This window comes from Methylomonas sp. Kb3 (genome assembly GCF_002834115.1).
GTDB classification, from domain to species: Bacteria; Pseudomonadota; Gammaproteobacteria; order Methylococcales; family Methylomonadaceae; genus Methylomonas; species Methylomonas defluvii.
The window spans coordinates 416,226-442,079 of sequence record NZ_PIZT01000069.1 but is presented as its reverse complement, the minus strand read 5'-3'; the positions used below and the strand labels follow the sequence as shown (position 1 = coordinate 442,079).

Below are 25,854 nucleotides of genomic sequence, written 5' to 3'. Positions count from 1 at the left end.
TCGCTATTTAAGCCCCCGCCTCATAGAGTCCACCGCACCCTAAAACCCAGTATCAGCGCGCCGTCATCCCCAAATTGACCGCAATATGAGCAAGCTCGGTGGTAGTGTCCACCTGGAGCTTTTTCTTGATTTGCGTGGCGTAGTTCGCCACGGTTTTATGACCCAAACACAGTTGATCGGCGATCTTATGCACCGTCAACCCTTGGGCAAGCAAGCTAAATACATCGAACTCGCGTGCAGAAAAACCGGCGATTATCGCGTGATAACCGGTGTGCTGGCGTTCTTCACCGCCCCCCTTGACCAAACCGCGCTCGACATACTGTTGACCAGCCATAATTGCCGCTATCGCTTCGGCAAGAATACCGGGAGCGCTATTTTTGGTGATATAGCCCTGCGCGCCGGCTGCCAATGCCCGGCTGACATAAACTTGTTCATGATGCACACTAAAAACTAAAATTCTTGCCTCACTATCGCGCTGAATGATCCGCCGAATAGTTTCCAAACCGCCAATCCCCGGCATGGACAAATCCATCACCAACATATCGGGCTGTAATTCTTGATAAAGCTGAATAGCCTGTTCACCACGCTCGGCTTCGCCGATAACTTCGACACTATCCCCGGCAGCCAACAGCATTTTAAAACCAGCCCGCACCACCAGGTGGTCATCCACCAACACGATTTTTATCTTGTTATTCATACGAGTGGGATTCGCGCATTAACCAACATACCTGAACCAGGGCGAGACAACACCTGCAATTCGCCGTCCAGCGACTTGATACGTTCTTTTATACCCAGCAAACCAAAGCCTTGACTGGTAGTCTGCAAATCGCAGCCGCGTCCGTCATCCTGCACTTTAAGTTGCAAACATGCCTGGGGGAGATCCAGCTTATCCAAGTCAATTGTCACGCTATGGGCTTGTGCATGGCGCACCACGTTAGTCAAACACTCCTGAATCACCCGAAACACTTGAATAGTCAGATTTTTATCCAAACCATCCACTGCGTCGCTACAACGAATCGTCAGACGCAGGTCGGCATTGCGTTCCGACCAATGATTAACCATCTCTTCCAAAGTGGCCTTCAATCCTAATTCGGTCAAGACCAGAGGATGCAATTGCTGCATCATCGAACGCACCACAGTCATTAAGTGATCGCAAATTTCCGCGATTGTTGCGGTTATTTTAGCCGCGTCGGCTTTACGATGCGCTGCCGTAACCGCCATCACTTTGATAGCCGTCAGGGATTGGCCAAATTCGTCATGCAATTCCTGAGACAGGCGTTGGCGCTCTTCTTCCTGAATGGCTAGCGAATGCTGTGTCAATGCGCGATTTTCCTGGCGGGTTTTTTCCAATTCAACCGTCATATGATTGATTGCCTTGGCAATATCATCGAATTCCTGCGTGGAAAATGGCGGCAATTGTTGCCGATATTGGCCGGTTTCGATCAGGCGCAAGGCGTCCACGATGACCGCAATCGATTGCAAAGACTTATTAAATACCAGATTGACCGCCAGAAAAGTCAACATAGTCAACAAGGAAATCGACGCAAAAAACGCCACGCTTTCCTGCCAGACTTCAGTGATTTCATCGAGCGGCTGAGCCTGAATAATCAGCGTCAATAACTTGCCGTCCTGCATGTTCAGCTGATGCTCGACTTTGGGATAGTCGCCCTTCACCAAGCGGATAAACCAACTAGGCGGCATTTCTTCGGGATTGGTCGGTTGATTTTCGCCGGCGAAATGGATTAACTGTCCGTCCGGCTTTTGCAATTGAATGCTCAAATGCCGCGTTTGCCGCAAGGCGCTGAAGCGGGATAAATCGTCGCTTTGTTGAAATACCGGGGTATCGGTGATGCCCAAGGTCAGCTGCAAGGCCAGATGAATCGAGGCATCCACCTCCTTCTCGACCGCTTGGCGGGCTTGCCAGACCGCAATCGCCCCGCCCAATACCAAAATACAAACCGAAGACAGCAGGATGCGACAGATAATCTGGTAGCGAAGGCTCATAACGTGGAGTGCGTTGAAAACCCTCTATTATCCCGTCTAGCTTCCCACACAGCTATAGGAAAAATTCTTATTTATTTCCTGGCGATGAGAACTGCAAATTGGAGCCCCTGAATCATGGAGAGGCTCGGGATATGGGTTACTCAAGCTCGATCCTATTTAACCAAACGAAAGCCTCGGCGCTGACTCAGCCTACCCAAACCCGAGCATTTCTGAACATTCGCAACCACGCCCCATCTTCCAACCAATCGGCAGGATGCCAGGAGTTCTGTATCGCCCTGAAACAACGTTCCGGATGCGGCATCATGATGGTAAAACGGCCGTCGACGGTGGTTAAACCGGTAATGCCCAGCGGTGATCCGTTCGGGTTGGCCGGAAAGGCTTCGGTTTCATTGCCGTAGTTATCGACATAACTGATCGCAACCTCGGCTTCGGCAGGGTTTTCGGAATCGAACTCGGCGCGCCCTTCCCCATGAGCGACCACGACCGGCAATATAGAACCCGCCATGCCTTGGAAGAAAATCGACGGCGAAGCCTGCACCTTGACCATCGCTACCCGCGCCTCGAATTGTTCCGACAGATTGCGTTTGAACTGCGGCCAGTGTTCCGCACCTGGAATAATATCCTTCAGGCCGGACATCATCTGACACCCGTTACAAACCCCCAAACCAAACGTATCGGGGCGGGCAAAAAACGCGGCAAATTCGTCGCGTGCTTTCGGGTTGAACAAGATGGATTTGGCCCAACCGCCGCCCGCACCAAGCACGTCACCGTAAGAAAAACCGCCGCAAGCCACCAGACCGGTAAAATCGGCCAGCGACACCCGGCCGCTGATGATGTCGGTCATGTGTACATCGATGGCCGCGAAACCGGCTCTATCGAAGGCTGCCGCCATTTCCACGTGGCCGTTGACGCCTTGTTCGCGCAAAATCGCGACTTTAGGTCGATGCGCATCCGCGAATCTTGCAACGATGTTGTCGTTGATGTCGTAAGTCAACTGAGCGGACAAACCTGGATCGTTGTCATCGGCGATTCGCTCGAATTGTTGCCGTGCGCAATCGGGATTGTCGCGCAAGGCTTGCATCCTGAAGCTGACTTCCGACCAGGTTTGTTGCAGTTCAGCGCGTTCCGCGCTGTAAATTTCCTTGCCGTTACGGACGATTCGTAACTTTTGATCTGAACTTAATTTACCGACGATATGGGTAAATTCGTCCAGCCCGGCCTGATCCAACAGTCGCGCGACATGATCCAATTCAGCCGTTTTTACTTGCAGTACCGCGCCCAATTCCTCGTTGAACAAGGTCGCCAGCACGTCGTCGCCCAGTTCGGAAATATCTAGTTCAACGCCTTTACGGCTGGCAAACAGCATTTCGGTTACCGTAGCCAGCAAACCACCGTCGGCCCGATCATGGTAAGCCAGAATCAGCCCTTGGTCGTTCAAGGCTTGAATGGTATCGAAGAAACGCTTGAACAAACTCGCGTCGTCCAGATCCGGAGCCTGGTTGCCGAGCTGATTGTAAACTTGGGCTAGCACCGAACCGCCGAGACGGTTCTTGCCCCGGCCAAGCTCAATCAACAGCAACACGCTATCGGCATTTTTCAACTCAGGAGTGAGTGTAGAACGAACGTCCTGCACCGGCGCGAAGGCAGTGATAATCAGCGACAGCGGCGAGGTCATGGTCTTCTCATGCCAGACGCTTTTCATCGACAGCGAATCCTTACCTACCGGAATCGCAATGCCCAATTGCGGGCACAATTCCATACCGACTGCCTTGACCGTATCGAACAGCGCGGCGTCTTCACCGGGACTGCCGCAGGCGGCCATCCAGTTGGCGGACAGTTTGACATCATTGAGCTTGCCGATACGAGCCGCTGCCAAGTTGGTCAACGCCTCACCTATCGCCATGCGTCCGGAAGCAGGACCGTCGATCAAAGCCAAGGGCGTGCGCTCACCCATTGCCATTGCTTCGCCGGTGTGGGCATAAAAGCCGGAAGCCGTGACCGCAACATCAGCCACCGGCACTTGCCAGGGGCCGACCATCTGGTCGCGAGCGACCAAACCCGTCACTGAGCGGTCGCCGATGTGAATCAAGAAGCTCTTGTCCGCCACGGCCGGAAATGCTAAGACCCGTTTCACGGCTTCGGCCAATTCGACTTGATCCAGTTGCAGGCCGGGTAAATTCTTGTTTAAACGCTGGACATTTCTATGCATTTTCGGCGGCTTGCCGAACAATACCGACATAGGCAGATCAACGGGTTTACCACCCAGCCATTCGTCGCTCAGCGTCAGATGTTCCTCGTCGGTGGCATGACCGATCACCGCGTACAAACAATGCTCGCGTTTGCAGAAAGATTCGAACAATGCCAGCGATTCCGGTTTGATCGCGACGACATAACGTTCCTGAGCTTCGTTGCACCAGATCTGCATCGGCGACATGCCCTTGTCGGCGTTCTGCACCTTGCGCAATTCGAAACGGCCGCCACGATCGCAGTCGTGAATAATTTCCGGTACTGCGTTGGATAAGCCACCGGCGCCGATGTCGTGAATAGAGATGATGGGTGTGTTTTCGCCTAGCGAATTACAGTGATTAATCACTTCCTGGCAACGCCGTTCCATTTCCGGATTCTCGCGTTGCACCGAAGCAAAATCAAGTTCCGCAGCACTTTCGCCGGAAGTTTGCGATGATGCCGCGCCACCGCCTAGACCGATCAGCATCGCTGGGCCGCCCAGGATAATGATCAGCGAACCTGCCGGAATAGGATGTTTATCCACCAGCATCGGCCGGATGTTGCCCATGCCGCCGGCGATCATGATCGGTTTATGGTAACCGCGATATTGATTGGCTTCGCCGGTTTCCGATGGTTGTTCGAAGCTGCGGAAATAGCCGGCGATGTTGGGCCGGCCGAATTCGTTATTAAACGCTGCGCCGCCGATTGGCCCTTCCAGCATGATGTCCAACGCGGAAACGATGCGCTCGGGTTTGCCGTAATCCGCTTCCCAAGGCTGCGGGAAACCAGGAATTTTCAGATGCGAGACGCTGAAACCGGTCAGACCGGCCTTGGTCGCCGACCCCCGGCCAGTGGCGCCTTCGTCGCGAATCTCCCCGCCGGAACCGGTTGCCGCGCCGGGATGCGGTGAGATCGCAGTCGGATGGTTGTGGGTTTCCACCTTCATCAGCAGGTGCGCGTGTTCTTCGACATAGCCATAGGCATAGTTATTCGCCGCATCGCGGATAAATACCTGGGCTGTCGGGCCTTCCAGCACCGACGAGTTGTCGCTGTAGGCTGACAGCACGCCTTGCGGATTCAGCGTGTGGGTGTTGCGGATCATCGCGAACAAGGACTTGGCTTGCTCTTCGCCATCAATGGTCCAACTGGCGTTGAAGATTTTATGCCGGCAATGCTCCGAGTTGGCCTGGGCGAACATCATCAGTTCCACGTCGGTCGGATTACGACCCAAACTGATGAAGCTCTCGGTCAAATAATCGATCTCGTCAGCCGACAAAGCCATGCCTAATTCAGCGTTGGCCTTAACCAAAGCGTCCCTGCCCTGCTCTACGATAGCTACGGTTTGTAAAGGCTGGGGATCGTGCTCGGCAAACAAATCAAGGCCAGCCTGATCGTAAACCACTTGCTGAATCATTCTATCGTGCAGTAAAGACGCCAGTTGGTGTTTAACAGCATCGCTCAAAGGCTCGGAAGAGGTAAAGCGGTATTCGATACCGCGCTCAATGCGTTTTACCGCGGCCAGGCCGCAACGCTCGGCTATTTCCGAGGCCTTGCTAGACCAAGGGGAAATAGTGCCCAAACGCGGCACCACCCACAAGGAGACAAATTGGGGTTCAGGTGATTCACCACCCTCTTCCACCGCCGCATTTTCGCTGTTTTCCTCGCTTTGACCGTAATCGAGCAAGCGTTCCAGCATCGCCGATTGCTCGGCGGATAGCTGACCATCGATTTGCACAAAATGCTGAAACCGGGCACTAACGGCATTAATGCTGCCGGCCACTGCCTGCAGTTCGGTCAGCAGTTTTTCAATACGAAAACGGGAAAGAGCGGAGGTTCCGGATAGGGTCAACATGGGCTGTGTTTGAGTGGTTTTTATAGCTAAAAGAGTAAATACAGAACATTCCGCAGATAAAACACGGCAAGCCCCAAATCGCAAACAAGGCGGCGATTTTATGGCGACGGCGTATCGTCGGCTGCTTTGTCCGACTTGTCAGCGGTACCGCTGGGTATATCCTGATTAATGCCTTCGGTGATCAATCTGAGCAAAGAGGTCGCAGCGACATTTGACAGGGTCTTACCATCACTATCTTGCACCGTCACTTCGGTAAGCAGTTCATCAAGTTGATGCAGGCTTACCCGATATTCCTGTTCCTGGCTGGGATCGTCGCCGAATAAAAAAGTGATTTCGTCCAGAATGGAACCGTCTTCCGGCTTAATCGCGTCAGGATCGTATTTGACGAAGAAATAGCCTTTGTCCATATTCCGCTCGACCACTTCCAATTTTTGGCGGCTCAAGGCTTTGCCGACTATCCACCACGCTTGAGTGGCAGATTGATCGATTTGTAAACTGCTGACGCCACTGCTGCCGGCCGCTTGCACACTTTTCCCGGAACCGGCTGCCGCGACAGTCTCTTTAGCTTCGGTTTTTTCCGGCTTACTAGGCGCCGGCTCTGCGGCTGCCGCGGATCGGACAGGCTCTTGCCGCACCGGCTCTGGTGCAGGTTCCGGCGCATTGCTTACCGGACGGGTCGCCAAGGTCTTGGTTTTTAGATCGTCCGGGACAACTAATTCGGGGATTTCGGTAGTAAATTGATAATCTCTTTCCTTATCCGGAAACCAGCTCTTGATGGTGCTGCACGAGGCATTCAACAGCAACGCCGAAACCAGCGTCAGACGACCGTATAGGCGAGTTTTCATGGTTATAAAACGCCGGCTTGATGCATCGCCGCGCGCACGGTAGCAAAACAGTCTTCAGTCAGCCAAGTCAAAGGCAAACGGATGCCTTGGCCCATCAAACCCATTTCCGCCACCGCCCATTTGACCGGAATGGGATTGGATTGTATGAAGAGACTGCTGTGCAAACCGGTCAACTTGGCGTCTATCGCCTCGGCAGTCGCGCGATCACCCACCATTGCCGCCGCCAACATTTCGTGGACCAGTTTCGGTGCCACGTTGCCGGTCACGGTGATGCTGCCGTTGCCGCCCAATAAACAAAATTCGCAGCTGGTGGCGTCGTCGCCGGTGTACAGCGCAAAATCGTCACCGGTTAAATCCCGGATTTCTTTAACTCTTTCCAGCTTACCGGTGGCTTCTTTCACACCCACGATGTTATCGATTTTCGCCAGTCTACCCACGGTTTCCGGCAACAAGTCGCAAGCGGTACGCCCCGGCACGTTGTACAGAATTTGCGGAATATCGACCGCTTCGGCGATGGCTTTGTAATGCAGGTACAAGCCTTCCTGGGTCGGTTTGTTGTAATAAGGCGTGACCAGCAAACAAGCGTCCGCGCCGGCTTGCTTGGCTTTTTGAGTCAGGTGTATCGCTTCGCGGGTGCAATTGGCACCGGTGCCGGCGATAACCGGTATCCGTCCGGCCACGCAATCGACGATAAATTTAATGACTGCGCAATGCTCGTCTTCGTCGAGAGTTGCCGATTCGCCAGTGGTACCAACCGCTACCAATGCGTCAGTCCCTTGCTCTATATGAAATTCGACCAGCCGTTTGAGACTGGTTTCATCCACCGCACCGTCTTCCGTCATCGGGGTTACCAGCGCAACGATACTACCTTGAATCATGCAAATCTCTCGTGTTTAGGTATATAAAACCGGGGCATTATATCAAGCTAACCCTGAAAACTCAGCCTGTTATATTTGCCGGGCGGCCAGAAATCTATCCAGCGCGTTGGCGAAATTTTGGACATCTTTGGCCGTCATGGCCGCCGCACCACCGGATGCCAAACCGTTATCGCGCAAGCCTTCCATGAAATCGCGCATGGCCAGTTTTTCACCGATATTCTCCACCGTATACGCTTCGCCGCGCGGATGAATCACAAACCCCTGCTTGGCTAGGATTTTTGCAGCCAACGGAATATCGCCGGTAATCGCCAGATCGCCGGCCCGCAGATGCTCGACGATATAATCATCAGCGACATCGAAACCGCCGCTGACGCGAATGGATTGGATATAACGAGATGGCGGCACGGCGATGCTTTGATTGGCAATCAGCAGCAATTCCAACTGCCTTTTTTGGGCGACGCGGAACAAAACCGTTTTAATCAAATTAGGACAGGCATCCGCATCCACCCAAATCTTGATTGCCACCGTCATTGCGCGGTCTTCACTTCCGGTTTTGTTCGTATATACCAACCGTAGTACAAGGCATAAGCCACCAAAAATACCAGGTATCCGGACCACAAAATATCCGACGCGAAATGCCCGCCCGAAGTCATCCGGGTAAAGCCCAGGGTCCAAGCCAAGACTATGGTCAGAAGAAAATAAATCGCTTTGTGGTTTTGCGACAGAAAATACAATACAAAAAATGTATAGCCCACCGAACAGTGACCGCAGACGAAAGACTTATCCGGGGTGTGGCCAAATTTGGCAGGCGGCACATATTGGTACTCGCCGCCGAACTGGCTGACATGCACCGGCCGGGGTCTTCCCCAGTGATCTTTGACAATCAGATTAACCACCAAGCCCGGCCCCAAAGCAATGACCAATAAAATATACAAGGCCTTACGGCGAAAGCGTTGCGTATGAGTATTGAAATGACTGAGGACATAAACCGCTAAAGCTATCAGACCGGCCCACAAGGTGAACGGAAAAGCATAGTCATACAGCAGTTTCCAGGGCCACCAATGCTGGGTCGGCCAGACATCGCCGGGATTTTCCGGATGATAAAACAAGGCCGCCAGGCGCAAATCCAGGTCTGTCAGCCCAAACAATAGCGTGGTCAGTGCCGCCAATAGCAACACGAGCATGAGTTCGTTGCGCGCGCGTCTAATTTTCCGATGGGGCATAGCTTTCCTTATCCAATGTTAGCCGGACGGTTTCCGGCCAAAACTTCAGGTTTTCACCTAAATACAGGTAATACGGGGAACTCGGCTTGGCAGGATTGGGGATTTGCGCCAAGAAGCGAAAATTTTGAAACGCCGCTTTCAATTCTGCGGGTAGGTTTTCCTCCGAGGTTTCACCCAGCACAAAGCCATTTTTGCCGACAAACGCCTGCGGACCAGGCCAAACTTCGTACTGCGACGTCACCACACCACTGGGTTCGTAACGATAAACCTGGGGATGATCGGGCAAGTAAAACGCCAACTCGCTCGCCAGATAACGATGGCCCAAGGCTACCACAAAGGTGTTATCCAGATTGGGCAAACTGATCAAGCGCTCGAAATGCATGTTAATCGCCAACTCCTGCCAACTGTTGAAACGCTTGGTGGGATCGAAGGCCGTGTTTTGCAATTTAAATACTTGCAACACGATGGGCAGCGAATAGGTCAACAGCACCATTGCCAAACCCAATGCAACACCGTATTTCAAGGCTTTCTTCCAGGCGCCGGCCAGCCAGTTGCCGGCCAACAAAATCAAGCCGGTAAAATAAAACGGCATCGGCCAATTGCCTTGGGCTTTTTGCAGCACACTGAGCAGCAACACACCAAGCAACAAGGCTGGCCCCATCAATAGCAAAAAGCGTTGTTCCGCAGCCAGGCGTTTAAAATTGAACGCCGCTTGCGCGCTGCTAATCAGCACCAGCACAAACAACACCGGCGAGACCAGTAACAGCTGGTAAAGCAGAAAATCTCGGGCCCATTGTAAATGCTTAAGTACGCTGACCGGTTCATGGTTACCGAAATGACCTCTACTATGCCCGAACATCACCCAATCGTGTTGCTGGTTCCACCATAAAATCGGCACTGCCGCGATCACGATAGGGCTTAAATAAATCAGAAACTCTTTTTTCAACAGCCCCCGGCGTTGCTTATCCAAGGCTAAAAAGATCAGTAACATTAACGGCAAGATCAATGCTGATTGCTTGCTGAGCAAGGCGGCGGCGCTGGCCAAACCGGCCCATAGCCAGGCGTGCGCCTGATTGTCGAACAGTGCCCGTCTTAAATAGTAAACGGTGATTATCCAGAAACAATACAGCGGCGCGTCGATGGTCATCAGGAAGTTGGCCAACACATTGATCGGCGTCGCCAACACCAGCAACAGCGCCAAAGCCCCGCCGCGCGCACCGTAAAATGCCTTGGCCGTGGCGTGAAAATACCCCAGAAATACTGTACCCAACAACAGCGCCGGCAAACGCACGGTAAACGTATGATCGCCCAATAACCAGGTAAACGCACCGATCAGCCAGGCGATCATCGGCGGCTTGCTGTAATAGCACCAGTCCGGTCGCCGCGACCAATCCCAGTAATAGCTTTCGTCACCGATCAAATCAAAGCCATTGATCAGCAGAAATCCGCCGCGCAACAACATGAGCGCCAGCAGCAAAGCCAACGTATGTGCGTCTATCCAGCGTAACAGTCTCTCAGACATAGGCGCTTATTCCCATTTCTCCAGATAATGTAACAACAGTTGCAGACTGCGTTGCCCGCGAAATTCGTTAATATCCAACTTAAAGGCCGCATTGATTTTTCGGCAACCCAGCCATTTTTCCGGGTGGTCGGCAAAAAACGCGATCGCATCCAGCAACTGGCCGCTAAACGGCAAGCGCAACACAAACTTTAAATGCTGCTGCCCGACGATGCGGCATTGGATGACATCGAATACGCCATTGAACACCGGCTCCGGGAAGGTTTGCCCCCACACCGCCGCCTGCTGGAGCGTTTCCGCGAAAGCCAAAGTCATATGCTGCTCATCCAGTTCGCCGTCGGAATAGACCTTCTGTTCCAGATCCACCAACTCCAGTTTCGCCGCCACTGTCTCGGCAAAAGCCAGGGCAAAATGCGGATAGTCGTGCAATTTAATCGTCAGACCCGCGGCCATGGCGTGGCCGCCGAATTTGCTTAATATCTGCGGATGCCTGGCAGCAATTTCGCTAAGTACATCGCGGATATGCACACCATTGATGGAACGGGCAGACCCCTTAATGTCGCCATTGTCGGCTGGAGCAAACGCGATCACCGGCCGGTGTAAGCGGTCTTTGATCCGCGATGCCAGGATACCGATCACCCCCTGATGCCAATTGCCGTCGTATAAACACACACCAGCCGGCACATGTTTTTCATCAAGAGCCTTCATTTCCGCCAGCAATACCATCGCCTCGGTCTTCATCTGCCCTTCGACTTCTTTTCGGTCCTGGTTCAAGGCATGCAATTGTTCGGCAATGTCATGTGCCAAGCCGGCATCGTCAGTCAACAAGCACTGAATGCCTAAGGACATATCGTCCATCCGCCCGGCCGCGTTCAAACGCGGTGCGATGGAAAACCCCAAATCGCTACCATGAATCCCGGCCAACTGCTTGCCGGCCACTTCGGCCAACGCTTTGATGCCCGACTGACATTGCCCGGAACGGATGCGCAATAAGCCTTGATGCACCAAAATTCGGTTGACCTGATCCAAAGCCACCACGTCGGCGACAGTGCCCAAGGCCACGTAGTCGAGCAAACGCGCCAGATTCGGCTCCGGGATGCCGGCTTTTTCAAACCAATGCAGTTCACGTAAACGAATCCGCAAGGCCATCAAAATATAAAACATCACCCCCACGCCGGCGATGTTTCGGCTTGGAAATTTATCGTCGGGCAAATTGGGATTGACGATGGCATCGGCGTCCGGCATTTCCAGCCCCGGTAAATGGTGATCGGTAATCAACACCTTGATACCTGCAGCCTTGGCCGCTTTGACACCGTCAATACTGGATATGCCATTATCGACGGTGACAATAATCTCTGGACTCTGCCGCTTCACCAGTTCAACGATTTCCGGCGTCAAGCCGTAACCATATTCAAAACGGTTGGGCACCACAAAATCCAAGGCTTTCGCCCCGAGCAGCGCGAAGCCTTTTAAAGCTAGGGCGCAGCTGGTGGCGCCATCGGCATCAAAATCGGCGACCACGGTAATTTTTTGCTGCTGTTTGATCGCCGACACCAAATGCTCGACCATCTCCTTCATGCCGGTCAGCAACCACGGCGACGGCAAACTCGCCAGGCTCCGATCCAGTTCATCGGCACTCTGCACGCCACGGCTGCTAAAAATCCGTTGCAGCACTGGGTCCATCTCGCCAAAGTGCGGATTTTTAATCTGCACCGGCCTGGGCAGGATGACTTTTTTAACGCTTTGTAAATACATATCAGGCAATAAAAAAGCCGGCAATTGCCGGCTTGTCGATGCTCATCCCTAGACTCACATCGAATCCAGAATGGCTTTTTTCACCGCATCCAGTGAGGCGTCTATCGTGATCGGCTGATCGTCCTTGCACTGAGCAATGGCGGTATCGGGATCTTTAATACCGTTGCCGGTCAAGGTACAAACGATGGTACTGCCTTCCGGGATGTTGCTGTTAGCGATGTCGTGCAAAGCGCCAGCCAAGGAAGTGGCGGAAGCGGGCTCACAGAAAATACCTTCATAAGCCGACAACATTTTTTGCGCGGCCAGAATTTGCGGGTCGGTAAACGATGCGAACCAACCGCCGGATTGTTTCTGCGCGGTCCAAGCCCCATCCCAAGATTGCGGATTACCGATGCGGATGGCCGTCGCCACTGTTTCCGGATTTTCCACCGGATGGCCCGCCAAGAAAGGCGCAGCACCGGCCGCTTGGTAGCCACACATTACCGGACGCTTTTTGGTCACGGCTTTATGCGTAGCAGTATCGGTTGAATATTCCTTATAACCCTTCCAGTACGCGGTGATGTTGCCGGCATTGCCGACGGGCAAACAATGGAAATCGGGCGCATCGCCCAAGGCATCGACAATTTCGAACGCCGCAGTTTTTTGGCCGTCGATCCGATAAGGATTGATCGAGTTAACGATGGTTACCGGAGCATGATCGGCAATTTCCTTGACGATAGACATGCCGGCGTCGAAATTACCTTTGATCTGAATGATTTTGGCACCGTACATCATGGTCTGCGCCAATTTACCCAACGCTATCTTGCCTTCGGGAATCAATACGAAGGCACGGATGCCGGCCCGTACCGCATACGCGGCAGCGGCAGCCGAGGTATTACCGGTGGACGCGCAAATAATGGCTTGACTGCCTTCTTCCACGGCTTTGGTCACGGCCATGGTCATACCGCGATCTTTAAACGAACCGGTCGGATTTAGGCCTTCGAATTTCACATAAATATCCACATCCTTGCCAATCAAGCGTGGGATGTTTTGCAGTTGAATCAGCGGGGTATTGCCCTCGCAAAGACTGATCAGCCGGGTGTCGGCGGAGACCGGCAAGCGGTCGCGGTAGCGTTCGATGATGCCTGTGTAGCGTGTTTGCGTTGTCATTATTATCCTAGAGTTTCCAAGCGAATCCGCGCCACTTTACCGCTGACTGTCGCCAGCGCTTCGATGGCCGCAATCGCGGCGTTCATTTCTTTTTCTAAGGTCAGTTGCGTCAGCATGATGATCGGCACCGAAGTCTCGCCTTGCGGCGGTTCTTTTTGAATCAGTGCTTCGATACTGATGTTGTGCGCTGCCAAAATTCGGGTTACATCGGCCAGTACGCCCGGCTTGTCTTCGGCGGTCAGGCGCAAGTAATAGGCGGTCTTAATTTGCTCGGCAGGCAACACCGGAATATCGGCGATGGCATCGGCCTGGAAGGCCAGATGAGGCACCCGGTTCTCCGGATCGCTGGTCATCGCTCGGACTACATCGACCAAGTCCGCTACCACGGCTGACGCAGTAGGCTCGGCGCCCGCGCCGGCACCGTAATATAAGGTTGGACCAACGGCGTCGCCGCAGACCAACACCGCATTCATCACGCCGTCGACATTGGCGATCAAGCGGCGCTTGGGAATCAAGGTCGGATGCACTCGCAACTCAATGCCGTCCTCGGTCTTGCGAGCGATGCCCAAGTTTTTGATCCGATAACCCAGCGCTTCGGCGTATTCAACGTCCAAGCGGGTAATCTTGGTGATACCTTCGGTGAAGACTTTCTCGAACTGCAATGGGATGCCGAAAGCGATTGAGGCCAAGATAGTCAATTTATGCCCGGCATCGATACCTTCCACGTCAAAGGTGGGATCGGCTTCTGCGTAACCCAAGGCCTGGGCTTCGGCCAAGACGTCGGCAAAATCGCGACCCTTGTCGCGCATTTCGGTGAGGATGAAATTACCGGTGCCGTTGATGATACCGGCCAACCATTTGATGCGGTTACCGGCCAGGCCTTCGCGGATGGCCTTGATGATGGGTATGCCGCCGGCCACCGCCGCTTCGAACAACACCATCACGCCTTTTTTGCTGGCTTCGGCGAAGATCTCATTGCCGTGCAAGGCAATCAGGGCTTTATTGGCGGTAACCACGTGTTTGCCATTGGCAATCGCGGTTAACACCAATTGTTTCGCCAGATCGTAGCCGCCGATCAATTCGACAACCACATCAATGTCCGGGTCGTTAACGATTTCGAACGGATCGGCCGTTAAGATAATGCCATCGGTAGCGCAAATCCGCGTCCGGTTCAGGTCGCGCGCAGATGCGCGGGTGACCAAGATTTCACGGCCGGCCCGGCGAGCGATTTCCCCGGCATTCCTTTTCAGTACGTTGACGGTACCGCCACCGACGGTACCCAATCCCAAAACCCCAACTGTTACCGGCTTCAAACCTGACTCCTAGCGTTATACCCAAAAATGGCGGCGATTATACTACGTTGTCTTTTTTCAGCATATTGCGGATGCTGCGCAAGGCCTGCCGGGTTCTGTGCTCGTTTTCGATCAAACTAAAGCGAATATGGTCGTCGCCGTGCTGCCCAAAACCAATGCCGGGCGATACCGCGACTTTAGCATCAATGATCAATTTCTTGGCAAACTCGATGGAGCCCATTTCCCGATAGGCTTCGGGAATTTTGGCCCAGACAAACATGGTAGCCTTGGGTTTCTCGACGTGCCAACCCATCGCATTCAAGCCGTCGCACAACACGTCGCGGCGCGCTTTGTACATCTCGCAGATTTCTTTCACACAATCTTGCGGGCCTTCCAATGCAGTAATCGCCGCAACCTGGATCGGTGTGAACGTGCCGTAGTCCATATACGATTTGATCCGGGTCAACGCCGCTACCAGGGTTGGATTGCCGCACATGAAGCCAACGCGCCAGCCAGGCATGTTGTAACTTTTTGACAGGGAGAAAAATTCGACGGCGATGTCTTTCGCCCCTTCCACTTGCAGTATCGACGGCGCTACGTAGCCGTCGAAGACGATGTCGGCGTAAGCGATGTCGTGGACGATCCAGATATTGTGTTCTTTACAGATCGCCACCACTTTTTCGAAGAAATCCAGCTCCACGCATTGGCAAGTCGGATTGCCCGGAAAATTCAGAATCAACATCTTCGGCTTTGGCCAAGACTCGGCAATCCCTTTTCGCAATTCCTCGAAGAAATCCACTCCCGGGGTCAACGGCACATGGCGAATATCCGCGCCGGCAATCACCACGCCATAGGGATGAATCGGGTAAGCCGGGTTCGGCACCAGCACTACATCGCCGGGGCCTAAGGTGGCCAGAGCCAGATGCGACAAGCCTTCCTTAGAGCCTATGGTGACAATCGCCTCGGTATTGAAATCCAGATCAACATCAAAACGCCGCTTGTACCAACCGCAAATCGCTTTCCGTAAGCGCGGAATGCCCTTGGAAACCGAATAACGATGGGTGTCATCGCGCTGCGCCACTTCCAGCATTTTATCGAGGATGTGTTTGGGGGTGGGCTGGTCCGGATTGCCCATGCCAAAATCGATAACATCCTCGCCTTCCGCGCGGGCTTTGGCTTTCAGCTCGTTGACGATATTAAAAACGTAAGGCGGCAGGCGGCTAATACGATGAAATTCTTCCATTAATCACTCTTGTGGTTCTGAATTTTAAAGACGGCTTCTAAAAGAAAGCCGGCTAAGGTACTGTTGTTGCAGGGCGATGTCAATTTCGGTGCAGCGAGACGCTTCCGAAAATGCTGATCGGGCGAAATTTAAGGTTGCGCGGCAGTCGTTGCCGGGACTTGAGCGCTATCCGCGCTCTGCTGATGCAGATAAGAACCGCCGACCAGAAAAGCCAGCACCAATAGGTACAAAACTGCGGCAATATTTTTAACTTTCTTGCTGTCGTCGTGCTGCTGGTTGTTCATGGATTAAAGTCTCGTGAATACATAGGTTACTAAGGCAATTGTAACGCTTGCGCAAGCAGCTGAGAATGAAAAGCTGGAACTAAGCAGCCGGCCAAACAATGACCGCCGTCCGCAACCGCGATTTACCAAAACAGGACATCCGATCAAAGTCTTCGCGGGCAATCGGAATAAACTGGCAATCCAATTCGTTCTGCCGGCCGTCGTCCGGATCGGAATCGTGCATGTACAAACAATCCTTATCAAAGCCGCTCATCACCACCCAATGCGGGGCTTTTTTGCGATCCATCGAAAAGGTACTGATCAAAATGATCGGGATTGCCCCGGATTCGAACGCGGCAATCAAATCGTTCTGCGTGACGTTGGCATAATGTATTGCCACACCCTGCTCCGCCGCTTCCTGCTTGAAACAGGTATCGACCAACTCGACAATTTGCTTTTTATCGTCACTGCGCACGCTATCGATAAATAAGGAGCCGGTTTGGTTGATCCACACTTCCACCGCGAATTGCCGGCGTTTGGCAGCCAAGGCCAAACCGATGGGATGGCAACCGCCATGACCGGAAGTCATAAAAATAGTAGTGGCTTCCCGCCATAACTCGATTTCTTGCTCGCGCGACGGCAAATAGCTTTTGTTCAAAGCGTGCATCGCCATCATCAGCGCCGCCGGGCCGCAGGTAAACGGCGTGGTTTGCCGCAGCCAGTGCACCGAACGATGCTGCGGCGTATCACGGTAACGGCGGATGCGCTTTTGATAGCGCAACGCATCTCTATGGTCTTGGTAATAATCGCGATACAAACCAAACTTTTGAAAACCCAGCGCCTCGTATAAACGGATGGCCGGCGTGTTATCCACACTGACTTCCAGACGCAGATACAAACGGCCATCATCGCGCGCGGCTTGCTCGCCGGCCAGCATTAAGGTCTTGGCAATGCCCTTGCCGCGCAGCTGCGGCGCCACGGCCAGCGAATAAATCCGCGCCAAGCGGGTGCCGGGGTGATAAATGATCAAAATATAGCCGGCGACCAGCCCCGCCCATTCCGCTAATAACAGGGCGCGATGATCGGAACTTAACCAATGCCGGAAACTGCGCCGGCTTAATTTGTCGGTGGCAAAGCTGGCATTTTCCAAGGCTACCAAGCCCTCCAGATCGGCGCTTTGCGCCGGCCGCACCGCCAACTCGTTGGCTAAAGCTGTCACAAGGACACTCCGCGCAGCGCCTGACCCAGTACTTGCCGCGCGCGGAACAACACCATTTCCTGCCAGGCATTGTCGTTGGGACAGAAATGCCGGCGCATTTCCATACTGTGCGCAAAACGTTGATCGTTAAAATCCTCGGCAGCCCACAGTTGATGATCGCGCAGCAACACTTCAAACAAGTGGTCGGTGCTATACGTACCAAACTCCAGCGTCACATAACAACTTTGCGGGTTCATGTTGGCGTGCCACAGATAATCCAACAGGCCTAACTTGGGTACCGAACTAGACGTGCCCGCCAGCGGCAAGGTTACAGAATCGCCATACCAGCGTTGCGCAACCGCTGCCCCGGCACTGTCGGGCTGATGATCGCAGATAATCTCGCCGTAGCCGTAAGGGCCGAGGCCGGTATGCAAATCCACCACGGCCACGCGGCGTTGAGCCAGGCTGTGCCGATTAATCAAGTCCTCACAAACCAGCCGACCATGCGCCGGCGCACTGCCACCATAAAACGGCCCGGACGGGTCGCGGTATTGACCGCCACTGATGGCTTTTTCAAGCGCGACTCGACCGTATTGCCGGCTAAAATCAGCAAACGCCTGCTGTCTTTGGCCGGCATCCGCCACGAATAGCCATTCCCGCAACTTGTCGTAATCCGGGTTCTCCGGCAAGGGCTGGGAAAAATCGACCGCATTGCGATTCAAATCCACGCCGTCGCCGTCGCAGCGCCGCGACCAGGCATAGCCCCAGGGTGTTAAGGCGTGGACCAGCAATAGCGCCGTATCATTGGGAATATCTAGCTGGTGTTTGCTTAAGCCTTGCAGCACATCAAGCTGAATCGCGCTGCCCGCAAAACCTTCCACCCCGTGCGTCGCGGCAAGGCACACCACCACATTGTCCGCATGCTCATCGCCTATCCAGGCGGTATCTGTCAGCAAGGATTCTCCGTTCGGCCCCAGTCCGGCGCATTCGTAAATCTCGTGCCGCAGCGGCTGTTCTAGCTGATCGCTGAGCGACAACCAAGCCTCGCGTGCCTTGGCATAACTCGCCGGAAATACGCGGGTATCAATTTCAGTGCCGAATGGGGACAAACTCATCTGCATACTCAAATATTCGGAGACAGTAATTGCACAGTGTGGCAAACCCCTCTGCCGCAAGCAATAGGCATTCTTAAAGGGAATTGCAGAATTCGGCTTGTCTTAAAACTCGACAGGTTTCAAAATCCCCGCCTAACTTAAACCTACCGAGCATTTTTTACCATGGCAAGCACGCTGCTGGTCGTTGACGACCTTTCGGATTGGAATCCTTATTATCCTAGCGACCAAGTCGTCAGCTTTGAAGACTATCTGGCCAGCGAGCAAACTGATCCCGACCAGCGGGTGCGGGTTATCAACCTGTGCAGCAGTTACACCTATCTATCCGATGGCTACTACTGTTCGCTGCTGGCCGAAGCCCGCAATCACCATGTCATTCCGTCGGTTAAAGTCATCAACGACTTGGGCAAAAATGCCTTGTACCGCCTACAACTGGAAGACTTGAACCAGCCGCTGGCACGCGCATTCAAACATCAAAATAAAAACGGCGAAGTTACTTTGTATAGCTATTTCGGCACCACGCCGGAACCGGCTTTTCAAGAATTGGCGCGGCTATTGTTCGAGCGTTTTGCCTGCCCGATTCTGGAAATCAGCTTGCGCTTTGAGCAGCAATGGCAAATCACCGATCTAAAAGCCGTTTCCCCCAGGCAGTTGGACGATGCCATGCAGACCTTGTTCGCCGATGCGCTGGATCGCTTCAGCAAAAAGGTCTGGCGAAAAAGCCGGACCCGAAAAACCGCGCGCTATGATTTGGCGATTCTGATTAACCCCTCCGAACAATTACCGCCCAGCAATCGCGGTGCGCTGAAAAAATTTATCGATGCCGGCCGGCAATTGGGCATTGATGTGGAACTGATCACCCTGAATCATTACGGCCGCCTGCCGGAATTCGATGGCTTGTTCATTCGCGAGACCACCGCCATCGACCATCACACCTACCGGTTCGCCAAAAAAGCCGAAGCGGAAGGCTTGGTAGTGATCGACGATCCGACGTCTATCTTGCGCTGCGCCAACAAAGTCTATCTGGCCGACCTGTTTCGCACCCATAAAGTCCCCTCTCCCAAAACCTGGATCTTGCACAAGGGTAATACCCAACACCTGGATAATCTGGAAGCCATCGCGGGTTATCCGGTGGTGATTAAAATTCCGGACGGCTCATTCTCACGCGGCATCGTCAAAGTGCATAACCGCCAGGAACTGGAGGACAAAGTCGCCGAGTTATTCGAGCAATCGGCGCTGTTGCTGGCTCAGGAGTTTTTGTACACCGATTTTGATTGGCGCATCGGCATTTTCAATCAAAAAGCCTTGTACGCCTGCCGCTACTTCATGGTGAAAAACCATTGGCAGATTTACCGGCACGGCGCCAAACGCACCGACAGCGGCAACTTCGACACCCTGCCCACCTTCGAAGTCCCCAAAGGCGTGCTGGACGCGGCGTTACGGGCCACGCAGCCAATAGGCAATGGCTTGTACGGCGTCGATGTCAAAGAAATCAAGGGCAAAGGCTATGTCATCGAAGTCAACGACAACCCCAGCATCGACAGCGGCGTGGAAGACAAATATCTGGGCGATGAATTGTACAAAGCCATCATGGGCGAATTTCTAAGGCGTATGGATAATCGCAGTAAAGGAGTCGCGCAATGACCGCCCATCCGCTCGACGTGCTTTGTATCGGCCATGCCAGTTACGACTTGGTATTTTCGGTGCCGCATCATCCCGGCGCGGATGAAAAAATCGTCGCCGACGATTTGCTGGGTTGCGGTGGTGGACCGGCCGCCAACGCCGCTGTAACGGTGTCTAAATTGGGAGGCAAAGCCGGCTTTTGCGGCTATTTGGGTAATGACGTGTACGGCGATAGTCATTTGCGGGAGTTGCAAGACCATGGCGTCGATACTCAGCTTATCGTACGCGGCATTTCACCGACCCCGTTATCGACGGTACTGGTCAAACCGAACGGCCAGCGCGCCTTAATCAATTACAAAGGACAAACCAGCGCCCTGCCCGCCACCGCTATCGACTTTGACGACCTAGCAGCCAAAGTGCTGTTGTTTGATGGTCACGAACCGCATATTTCCCTGCGCTTATTGAATCAGTTGTCCCACCCAGTACCGACGGTTTTAGACGCCGGCTCGCTGCACGACGGTACGCAGGCTCTGATGACTAATGTGGATTATCTGGTCTGTTCGGAAAAATTTGCGCTGCAATATGCCAGCGATGAAAACCTGGCCTTATCCAAACTAGCGCAAATTGCCCCGGTGGTAGTCATTACCCTCGGCGAACGCGGCTTGATCTGGCAACGCGGCCAGGAACGCGGCAGTTTAAACGCCCCGCCCATCGTCGCCATCGACACCACCGGTGCCGGGGATGCGTTTCATGGCGCCTTTGCCGCTGGCCTCGCCAAAGGCTTGAGCTGGGCAGAATTATTGCGTTACGCCAGCGTGGCCGGAGCTTTTTGCTGCACCGAAATGGGCGCCAGACCGGGTTTGCCTAGCTTCAGTGAACATCAGGAGCTGCTGACTAGCTGGTCGGTGAACGGTGAATCAAAATAGAGAAGACAGAAGGCTTTCCGTCTATTCTTCTTGCCAACCCTATGATCGAGTGATGCAAATAATGAATAAGCGAGTGGAATTGATGCATAGCACCTCAATGGAAGGCCTGTTTTCAACATCGCTCTAGTAAATTGCACTCTGATTGAGTTGTATCCAAAATCGAAAATAGCTGTCCGTTCAGGTGAATTGTCTGCAATCAATATCCCTAGGATTGTGCAAGCGAAGAATGAGGGAAATTGGAATAGGCGAATTGACGCAATCGACCCGCTGCGTTCTGTTGTTTTTTCTGAACCAATGGCTTTAACTTAATTAATATGCGGTCAGTGCAAAATTTAAAGGATTGATAATGAACCGAGACGAAGCCCAACAATTGCTACAAACTGCACTGGCCAACCCAGCCGCCGAGTTTCGCAATGGTCAATGGGAAGCTATTGATGCCCTGGTGAACCAACGCCAAAAACTACTGGTGCTACAGCGTACCGGATGGGGTAAAAGCTCGGTTTACTTCATCAGCACTAAAATCTTCCGAGATAGAGGCATGGGGCCTACGATTATTGTTTCTCCCTTGCTGGCTTTAATGCGCAACCAGATCGAATCCGCTCAGCGCTTGGGGATTGTGGCGGAAACAATGAATTCCACCAATACGGCGGATTGGCAAGCCGTGACTCAACGAATTTTGGCTAACGAAGTTGACTGCCTATTAATTTCACCAGAGCGATTGGCTAACGACACCTTTATCGAAACCGTCTTGCAGCCGATTGCTGATCGCATCGCCCTGATGGTGATTGATGAAGCACACTGTATTTCTGACTGGGGGCATGATTTCCGCCCCGATTACCGCCGTATCGTTAACATTCTTCGCCAATTGCCGCCTAATACTCCGGTGCTCGGTACCACTGCAACTGCCAATAACCGTGTAGTAGAAGATATTCAAACACAGTTGGGCAATATTCAGATCCAGCGAGGATCGCTGATTCGGAAAAGCTTGGCACTGCAAACCATGGTATTGCCGGATCAGGCGTCGCGGTTGGCATGGTTGGCACAGATTATTCCAACCATCCCCGGTACCGGCATTGTGTACACTCTGACGGTACGCGACGCCGAACAGGTTGCTCAGTGGCTGAGCGAAAACGGCATCAACGCCAAAGCCTATCATGGCAGTATCGAGGCCGACGGTTTCGAAAACAGCAATGTTTACCGGCAATTTCTCGAAGAGTTGCTAATAAACAATCAGCTCAAGGTATTGGTGGCTACCACGGCGTTGGGCATGGGCTACGACAAGCCGGATTTAAGTTTCGTAATTCACTACCAAGCACCGGGTTCCATTGTCGCCTACTACCAGCAGGTGGGACGAGCCGGGCGTGCGATTGACTATGCTGTGGGTGTGTTGATGTCCGGGGTGGAAGATCAAGATATTCACGAGTTCTTCAGGGATTCGGCTTTTCCCTCAGAAGCGCATGTTAACGAGATTTTGCAAGAGTTGGCACACAGTGATGGTCTGTCCACTTATGGTATTGAGGAACGGACGAATCTACGGCATGGACAAATCGAGAAAGTGTTGAAATTGCTCAGTGTGGAAAATCCGGCACCGGTGATTAAAGTCGGTAGCCAATGGCGCAGAACGCCTGTGCCCTATGCCATGGATCATGTTCGTATTGCTCACCTGACGCATCAGCGTGAACAGGAGTGGAGAGAGGTGCAAGCCTATCTGGGAGATGCGGGCTGCAAGATGACGTTTCTGCGCCGTGCCTTGGATGACCAAGATTTAACGCCTTGTGGCAAGTGTACTGCTTGCCTTGGACAGTCGGTTGTTAACCAGACAATCAACACTGTACTTGCCCATCAGGCAGCAACCTTTCTCAAGCATGCTGAAATAATAATTCACCCCAGAAAACAGGTTGCACCATCTAATGCCGAAACAGCAAGAGCATTTCCGATTTATCAGTTTCCTCGAAAACTTGGTGATTTGATGGCACAAGAAGGGCGTGTGTTATCTCGTTGGAAAGATGCCGGTTGGGGCCAAACGGTCGCCGACAATAAACATGTCGGCCATTTTAGTGATGAGCTAGTGGAAGCTATGGCTGAGATGATCCAGCAGCGCTGGCAACCAAACCCTGAGCCTGCTTGGGTTTGTTGTGTACCTTCGCGCAATCACCCTGAATTGGTGCCGGATTTCGCTCGTAGACTGGCTGCTCGGTTAGGTTTGCCGTTCATTGACGCCGTTAGCAAGGTGAAGAACAAACAGCCGCAAAAAGGACAAGAGAATAGTTTCCATCAATGCCGTAATCTGGACGGCGCTTTTGCTATCCAACAGCCCATACCTAATGATCCTGTCTTGTTGATCGATGACATTGTGGATTCGGGCTGGACCTTAACGGTGATCGCTGCCTTGTTACAACAAGCGGGCAGCGGCTGCGTTTATCCGGCAGCGCTCGCTTCCTCTTCGGTAAAAGATTGATGAATTTATCACCTACCGCCCAAGCTACACTTCTGTTAACCAGTTATTTCACCAAGGCAAGCAGCGACGATGTAAAACCGCTTACTAACGTCGAGTGGGGACGTTTTGCACTATGGTTAAAAGGGAACTCCACCACGCCAGCGGATTTGCTGGTAGCTGAGCCGAAATCATTGCTCAATGGTTGGCATGATTCACGTATCAGTATAGAGCGTGTTCTGCAATTGCTGAACCGGGGTCACAGCCTGGCCTTGGCGGTAGAAAAGTGGCAGCGTGCCGGCCTATGGGTAGTTACTCGTTCAGATCCTGAATATCCCAGACGACTAAAACAACGCCTGAAAACCGATTCGCCTCCCGTGTTGTTCGGTTGTGGTGACAAAGCCTTGTTGAATTCGGGCGGGCTAGCTGTGATCGGTTCCCGAAATGCCAGCGAAAGCGATTTATCGTTTACTGAGCAGGTGGGAGCTAAAGCAGCGGGTGAACGGATTGCCATTGTATCCGGCGGTGCCCGCGGGGTGGATGAAGCGGCCATGCTCGGCGCAGCGAAAAGCAGTGGGCTTGTCATCGGTGTAATGGCCGATAGCCTATTGAGGGCGGCAACCAGTGCCAAATGGCGAAAAGGTTTGATGGACGGCAATACGGTGCTGGTTTCGCCTTTTTACCCGGAAGCGGGATTTAGCGCGGGTAACGCGATGGCAAGGAATAAGTACATCTATTGTCTCGCAGATAGTTCCTTGGTTATTCACTCGGGCAAGAAAGGCGGCACCCTCAATGGCGCAGAAGAAAACTTGAAAAAGGGTTGGGTTCCATTGTGGGTAAAACCAAGCGATGACAAAAACGCTGCCAATGCCGATTTGGTTGCCAAAGGTGGGCGTTGGTGTGAGGCCGACATCCAACACTTCGATATTAGCGTCTTGCTGGTCTCTGATAACAAACCAGCGCATCAGCTAAAAGAAGCACAGGAAGATTTATTCTCTATTATTCAGAGCTCCAAACCAGTAGCACAACATGAACTATATAGTTCAGTAGATAAAGGTGTTGAGCAGGAAATGCCTGTTGTTAGCAATGCTACAGCGGAATCGATGCCGGATGAATACCAAGAATCGGTACCTCATGAAGAAGATGAATCTATGGGCATGCCTGTAGATTTTTATCAGTTTTTCTTGGATAGGTTACGCAGGCTGGCTGGAAATCCAGTTACTCTGGATGAGCTGATGCTGATTACTGGGCTGCATAAGTCGCAGCTCAATGATTGGCTGAATCGTGCTACTGACGATGGCGTGGTCAAAAAGTTTAATCGCCCAGTACGCTATCAATGTGTAGAGAAGACATGATAAGGGGATATTGATTTGTCACCCGACACCAAAAGCCCCCTACCGCTCGAAATACGCCAACAAAAAATCGATAAACGTAGTCAATTTGGCTGGATAAAAGCGCCGTTGCAGATAGGTAGCGTAAATGGCGATGGCCGGCCGGCGATATTGCCTGAGGATTTCTACCAGTTCGCCGCTTTGTAAATACGGAGCTACCGATAGTCTGGGCGCTTGCACGATGCCCATACCCAGAGCGGCCGCCTGACATAGCGCGCGCCCGTTATTGGACGCCAGCACCCAATCGGACTTAATTTTCTTCAATTCGCCGTCGACGTTGAACAACCAAAACTCGCCGTGCGGCGTGTCCACGTAATGCAGGCATTGATGATGACTGAGTTCGTCTATGGTTTGTGGACAGCCTTTTTCTGCTATGTAGGCCGGCGAGGCATAGGTACATAATTCGGTCTCGGCAATCTTGCGCGCCACCACGCCAAGGTCCAGGGTATCGGTCACCAGCAGGGAAATATCGAAACTGCCGACCCGCAAATTCGGCGGCCTGTTATCCAACGACATTAAAATCTTCACTTCCGGATAGCGCTTTATGTAAGCGTCGATGGCCGGCACCATGTACATGCCGCCGAAATCGATAGGCGCGCTGATTTTAATGGTGCCTTTCACCCGCTCGCCTGATTGTGCGGTAGACGCCTCCAAATCGGCCAAATCTTCCAGCAATTGCTTGCTGCGGTTATAGTAGGCCTCGCCGGCACTGGTCAGGCTTAGGCTACGGGTAGTGCGATGCAATAGCACCACCCCCAGAGACGCTTCCAATTGGGCAATGTATTTGCTGATCATCATGGTAGAAAGCTTCAGTTCTTTAGCGACTGCCGAGAAAGTGCCTAGCTCGACTATCCGGCAAAAAACGCGCATGTTGTTAAACTTATCCATTGAAGCATCCAATATAAACTTAAAGTTTATATT

The 25,854-nt window shown here is 52.9% G+C and carries 20 protein-coding genes; 4 read left to right on the top strand and 16 right to left on the bottom strand.

Annotation, left to right across the window (positions count from 1 at the left end):
• Positions 1 to 52 precede the first annotated feature (52 nt).
• The 15 genes from CWO84_RS23145 to CWO84_RS23080 form a co-directional block, all read right to left on the bottom strand.
• Positions 53 to 697 (bottom strand): response regulator transcription factor, encoded by a 645-nt coding sequence (locus tag CWO84_RS23145; protein ID WP_033158089.1) that lies wholly within the window; start codon positions 695 to 697, stop codon positions 53 to 55.
• The gene (locus tag CWO84_RS23140; RefSeq protein WP_033158090.1) at positions 694 to 2,004 is read right to left on the bottom strand and encodes a histidine kinase; all 1,311 of its coding nucleotides are present in this window, start codon (positions 2,002 to 2,004) and stop codon (positions 694 to 696) included. The genes CWO84_RS23145 and CWO84_RS23140 overlap by 4 nt, the downstream gene beginning before the upstream one ends.
• Positions 2,005 to 2,188: 184 nt before the next feature.
• Positions 2,189 to 6,082, bottom strand: coding sequence for a phosphoribosylformylglycinamidine synthase (gene purL, locus CWO84_RS23135; RefSeq protein ID WP_101055514.1), 3,894 nt, complete (start codon positions 6,080 to 6,082; stop codon positions 2,189 to 2,191).
• Between the two features lie 98 nt (positions 6,083 to 6,180).
• Entirely contained in the window at positions 6,181 to 6,927 is a 747-nt protein-coding gene (bamC, locus tag CWO84_RS23130; protein ID WP_101055512.1) for an outer membrane protein assembly factor BamC, read from the bottom strand.
• A gap of 2 nt (positions 6,928 to 6,929) precedes the next feature.
• Positions 6,930 to 7,805: a 4-hydroxy-tetrahydrodipicolinate synthase gene (gene dapA, locus CWO84_RS23125; RefSeq protein WP_101055510.1), complete on the bottom strand. Its 876-nt coding sequence runs from the start codon at positions 7,803 to 7,805 to the stop codon at positions 6,930 to 6,932.
• Positions 7,806 to 7,874: 69 nt separating this feature from the next.
• Positions 7,875 to 8,336 carry a YaiI/YqxD family protein gene (locus CWO84_RS23120; RefSeq protein WP_211555156.1) on the bottom strand — a complete coding sequence of 154 codons (462 nt, stop codon included), beginning with the start codon at positions 8,334 to 8,336 and terminating at the stop codon, positions 7,875 to 7,877.
• The gene (locus tag CWO84_RS23115; protein ID WP_240618132.1) at positions 8,333 to 8,989 is read right to left on the bottom strand and encodes a phosphatase PAP2 family protein; all 657 of its coding nucleotides are present in this window, start codon (positions 8,987 to 8,989) and stop codon (positions 8,333 to 8,335) included. Before CWO84_RS23115 ends, CWO84_RS23120 begins: the two co-directional genes overlap by 4 nt.
• A gap of 19 nt (positions 8,990 to 9,008) precedes the next feature.
• Positions 9,009 to 10,550, bottom strand: a complete 1,542-nt coding sequence (locus tag CWO84_RS23110) for a glycosyltransferase family 39 protein (RefSeq protein WP_240618131.1) — start codon at positions 10,548 to 10,550, stop codon at positions 9,009 to 9,011.
• Between the two features lie 6 nt (positions 10,551 to 10,556).
• Positions 10,557 to 12,302, bottom strand: coding sequence for a single-stranded-DNA-specific exonuclease RecJ (gene recJ, locus CWO84_RS23105; protein WP_101055506.1), 1,746 nt, complete (start codon positions 12,300 to 12,302; stop codon positions 10,557 to 10,559).
• 54 nt (positions 12,303 to 12,356) lie between these two features.
• Positions 12,357 to 13,451 carry a threonine synthase gene (gene thrC / locus CWO84_RS23100; RefSeq protein WP_101055499.1) on the bottom strand — a complete coding sequence of 365 codons (1,095 nt, stop codon included), beginning with the start codon at positions 13,449 to 13,451 and terminating at the stop codon, positions 12,357 to 12,359.
• Positions 13,452 to 13,453: 2 nt separating this feature from the next.
• A complete protein-coding gene (locus tag CWO84_RS23095; RefSeq protein ID WP_101055498.1) occupies positions 13,454 to 14,764 on the bottom strand; it encodes a homoserine dehydrogenase in 1,311 nt (436 codons plus the stop codon).
• A 37-nt stretch (positions 14,765 to 14,801) separates the two neighbouring features.
• Positions 14,802 to 15,986, bottom strand: a complete 1,185-nt coding sequence (gene alaC / locus CWO84_RS23090; protein WP_101055497.1) for an alanine transaminase — start codon at positions 15,984 to 15,986, stop codon at positions 14,802 to 14,804.
• Between the two features lie 128 nt (positions 15,987 to 16,114).
• Entirely contained in the window at positions 16,115 to 16,270 is a 156-nt protein-coding gene (locus tag CWO84_RS24570; RefSeq protein WP_165786416.1) for a hypothetical protein, read from the bottom strand.
• Between the two features lie 79 nt (positions 16,271 to 16,349).
• Positions 16,350 to 17,468: a GNAT family N-acetyltransferase/peptidase C39 family protein gene (locus CWO84_RS23085; RefSeq protein ID WP_101055496.1), complete on the bottom strand. Its 1,119-nt coding sequence runs from the start codon at positions 17,466 to 17,468 to the stop codon at positions 16,350 to 16,352.
• Positions 17,465 to 18,562 (bottom strand): DUF2817 domain-containing protein, encoded by a 1,098-nt coding sequence (locus tag CWO84_RS23080; RefSeq protein WP_346015192.1) that lies wholly within the window; start codon positions 18,560 to 18,562, stop codon positions 17,465 to 17,467. The genes CWO84_RS23085 and CWO84_RS23080 overlap by 4 nt, the downstream gene beginning before the upstream one ends.
• Positions 18,563 to 18,724: 162 nt before the next feature.
• Here CWO84_RS23080 and CWO84_RS23075 point away from each other — a divergent pair, with 162 nt between their 5' ends.
• From CWO84_RS23075 to CWO84_RS23060, 4 genes are all read left to right on the top strand, one after another.
• Positions 18,725 to 20,203 (top strand): RimK family protein, encoded by a 1,479-nt coding sequence (locus CWO84_RS23075; RefSeq protein WP_101055494.1) that lies wholly within the window; start codon positions 18,725 to 18,727, stop codon positions 20,201 to 20,203.
• A complete protein-coding gene (locus CWO84_RS23070) occupies positions 20,200 to 21,108 on the top strand; it encodes a PfkB family carbohydrate kinase (protein ID WP_101055489.1) in 909 nt (302 codons plus the stop codon). Before CWO84_RS23075 ends, CWO84_RS23070 begins: the two co-directional genes overlap by 4 nt.
• 346 nt (positions 21,109 to 21,454) lie before the next feature.
• The gene (locus tag CWO84_RS23065) at positions 21,455 to 23,566 is read left to right on the top strand and encodes a RecQ family ATP-dependent DNA helicase (RefSeq protein ID WP_101055488.1); all 2,112 of its coding nucleotides are present in this window, start codon (positions 21,455 to 21,457) and stop codon (positions 23,564 to 23,566) included.
• Entirely contained in the window at positions 23,566 to 24,897 is a 1,332-nt protein-coding gene (locus tag CWO84_RS23060) for a DNA-processing protein DprA (protein ID WP_101055487.1), read from the top strand. Before CWO84_RS23065 ends, CWO84_RS23060 begins: the two co-directional genes overlap by 1 nt.
• A gap of 39 nt (positions 24,898 to 24,936) precedes the next feature.
• Here CWO84_RS23060 and CWO84_RS23055 read toward each other — a convergent pair whose 3' ends face one another.
• A complete protein-coding gene (locus CWO84_RS23055; RefSeq protein WP_101055486.1) occupies positions 24,937 to 25,821 on the bottom strand; it encodes a LysR family transcriptional regulator in 885 nt (294 codons plus the stop codon).
• Positions 25,822 to 25,854: the final 33 nt, after the last annotated feature.